Below are 2,134 nucleotides of genomic sequence, written 5' to 3' on the forward strand. Positions count from 1 at the left end.
TTCAAAACCAATTCGCAGACTTTGTTGCATCCGTCGACAAATCAAAATCTAAGATTCAAAAATCCTTAGAAGAGACGCAGTTATTATTTGACAGTCTGATGCAGAAGTATTTTGGATGAAAAGGGTGATGAAATGGCAAAAATGACAGTATATCATGGTGGATATATGGCAGTGGAACATCCGGAAATCCGAAAGGGACGCAATACAAAGGATTTCGGAACAGGTTTTTATTGCACAATTATTAAAGAACAGGCTCAGAGATGGGCAAAACGTTATGATACCAAGATCGTTTCCATCTACGATGTGCGTTTAGATTCTTCGTTAAAAATCAAAGATTTCCGGGAAATGACAGATGAATGGTTGGATTTTATTATTGATTGTCGGGCAGGAAAAACACATAACTATGACATTGTGATCGGAGCGATGGCAGATGATCAGATTTACAACTATATTTCTGATTATATGGATGGCTCGATTACGAGAGAGCAGTTCTGGGTGCTGGCAAAGTTCAAATATCCGACACATCAGATAAATTTTTGCTCAAAAGAAGCACTGAAATGTCTGGAATACAGGGGATTTGAGGTGGTTAAGTGATGGAAAATGGAAGAGAATCCAGAAAGGATAATGATTTATTTTTTACCTGTGCGTTGATTGATTATATTGCAAGAAAAACGAAAAATACCAGGTCAGATGTTGTTAATGCATTAGGAAAAAAGCGTCTGGAAAAGATTTATGATCTGGCGGATATTTACCATAGTGATAATATTGACCGGGTAAGCGAAGATTTTATCGAAGAAGCCCAAATTAAACAAGGAAATTTTGATAATGTTGGAGAATGTCAGTATGCAATTCCTACACACTGGGACATTGGAAAAGTCTATAAACGCCTTATTAAGCAGGTTTCAGAAAAAGAGAAAATAGAAGTAATTGACGCATTGATTAAAGTTTACAATTCTTTTCTGAGTGGAAAAATAGATGATTATAACAGCAGTGTTTATTATGAAAATCCATCATATCTTTTCGAATGTTACGAGGAAAATAAGATTCTTTAGGAAAAATCTGCTATACTTTCTGCAAAAACAGGAGTGCAGAAAAATGGAGAATCAGATTTATAATATTTTAAATGATATGGCGGAATTTTTAAATGTAATGCAGATGAAAAAGCTTCAGAAAGTACTGATTTATCACTTGAATGAGGCGAAACAGGTACAGGAAGAGATTTCAAATGAGAAATATCTGGAAATGTTTTTGACGGCAAAACAGATTGAGGGGTGTTCAGACAGGACAATTCAATATTATCGTGTAACGATTGAGCATATGTTGAAAAGAATTACGATACCACTGCGTCAGATTGCAACGGAGGATATTCGCCAATATTTGATTGATTATCAGAAAATCAACAACTGTGGAAAGGTGACAATAGACAATATTCGTCGCAATTTATCCAGTTTCTTTTCCTGGCTGGAGGAAGAGGACCATATTTTAAAAAGTCCGGTGAAACGTATCCACAAAATCAAGACGAAAACGGTAGTAAAAGAAGTCATTTCCGATGAGAGCATTGAGATTTTGCGTGATAATTGCAAGGAAAAGCGTGATCTTGCTATTATAGATCTACTTTTTTCAACCGGAATGAGAGTCGGTGAACTGGTAAATCTGGATATTGCAGATATTGATTTCAATGAAAGAGAATGTATTGTATACGGAAAAGGTGATAAAGAACGCAGGGTTTATTTTGATGCAAGAGCAAAACTTCATTTACAGAATTATTTAAAATGCCGGACTGACGATAATCCGGCACTATTTGTGACGCTCAATGATCCACATAAACGCCTGAAAATCAGTGGAGTGGAAATACGATTGAGACAATTAGGGCGAGAATTAAAATTAGAGAGAATCCATCCGCATAAATTCCGTCGAACTATGGCAACACGAGCTATAGATAAAGGGATGCCGATTGAACAAGTACAGAAATTGCTGGGACATCAGCAAATCGACACCACGATGCAGTATGCAATGGTTAATCAAAGCAATGTAAAAACATCCCATAGACGCTTCATAGCCTGAGCAAATTTTACGCTGTTCATATTTGCAGTGCAGATGAAACTGCAAGGTAAATGTGGGGTTATGGGGATGA

The 2,134-nt window shown here is 36.5% G+C and carries 3 protein-coding genes; all 3 read left to right on the plus strand.

Features of this window, described 5'->3' with window-relative positions:
• Window positions 1–132: 132 nt before the first annotated feature.
• Genes ACLTL4_RS04700 through xerA form a run of 3 tightly spaced genes read left to right on the plus strand, consistent with a single transcriptional unit; the run spans window position 133 to window position 2,064 of the window.
• Complete coding sequence (locus ACLTL4_RS04700; RefSeq protein ID WP_173867128.1) at window positions 133–594, plus strand: DUF3990 domain-containing protein; 462 nt, start codon at window positions 133–135, stop codon at window positions 592–594.
• On the plus strand, window positions 594–1,052 hold the full coding sequence (locus tag ACLTL4_RS04705) for a hypothetical protein (RefSeq protein ID WP_173867127.1): 459 nt from the start codon (window positions 594–596) through the stop codon (window positions 1,050–1,052). Before ACLTL4_RS04700 ends, ACLTL4_RS04705 begins: the two co-directional genes overlap by 1 nt.
• Window positions 1,053–1,095: 43 nt before the next feature.
• Complete coding sequence (gene xerA, locus ACLTL4_RS04710; RefSeq protein ID WP_022118536.1) at window positions 1,096–2,064, plus strand: site-specific tyrosine recombinase/integron integrase; 969 nt, start codon at window positions 1,096–1,098, stop codon at window positions 2,062–2,064.
• Window positions 2,065–2,134: the final 70 nt, after the last annotated feature.

The sequence above is a fragment of the Hominisplanchenecus sp. genome, assembly GCF_046967715.1.
GTDB lineage: Bacteria > Bacillota > Clostridia > Lachnospirales > Lachnospiraceae > Hominisplanchenecus > Hominisplanchenecus faecis.

Bases quoted from the DNA above. Each gene is read 5' to 3' on its own strand.
- ACLTL4_RS04705 (WP_173867127.1), top strand. From the start codon at position 594: ATGGAAAATGGAAGAGAATCCAGAAAGGATAATGATTTATTTTTTACC.
- xerA (WP_022118536.1), top strand. From the start codon at position 1,096: ATGGAGAATCAGATTTATAATATTTTAAATGATATGGCGGAATTTTTA.
- ACLTL4_RS04700 (WP_173867128.1), top strand. From the start codon at position 133: ATGGCAAAAATGACAGTATATCATGGTGGATATATGGCAGTGGAACAT.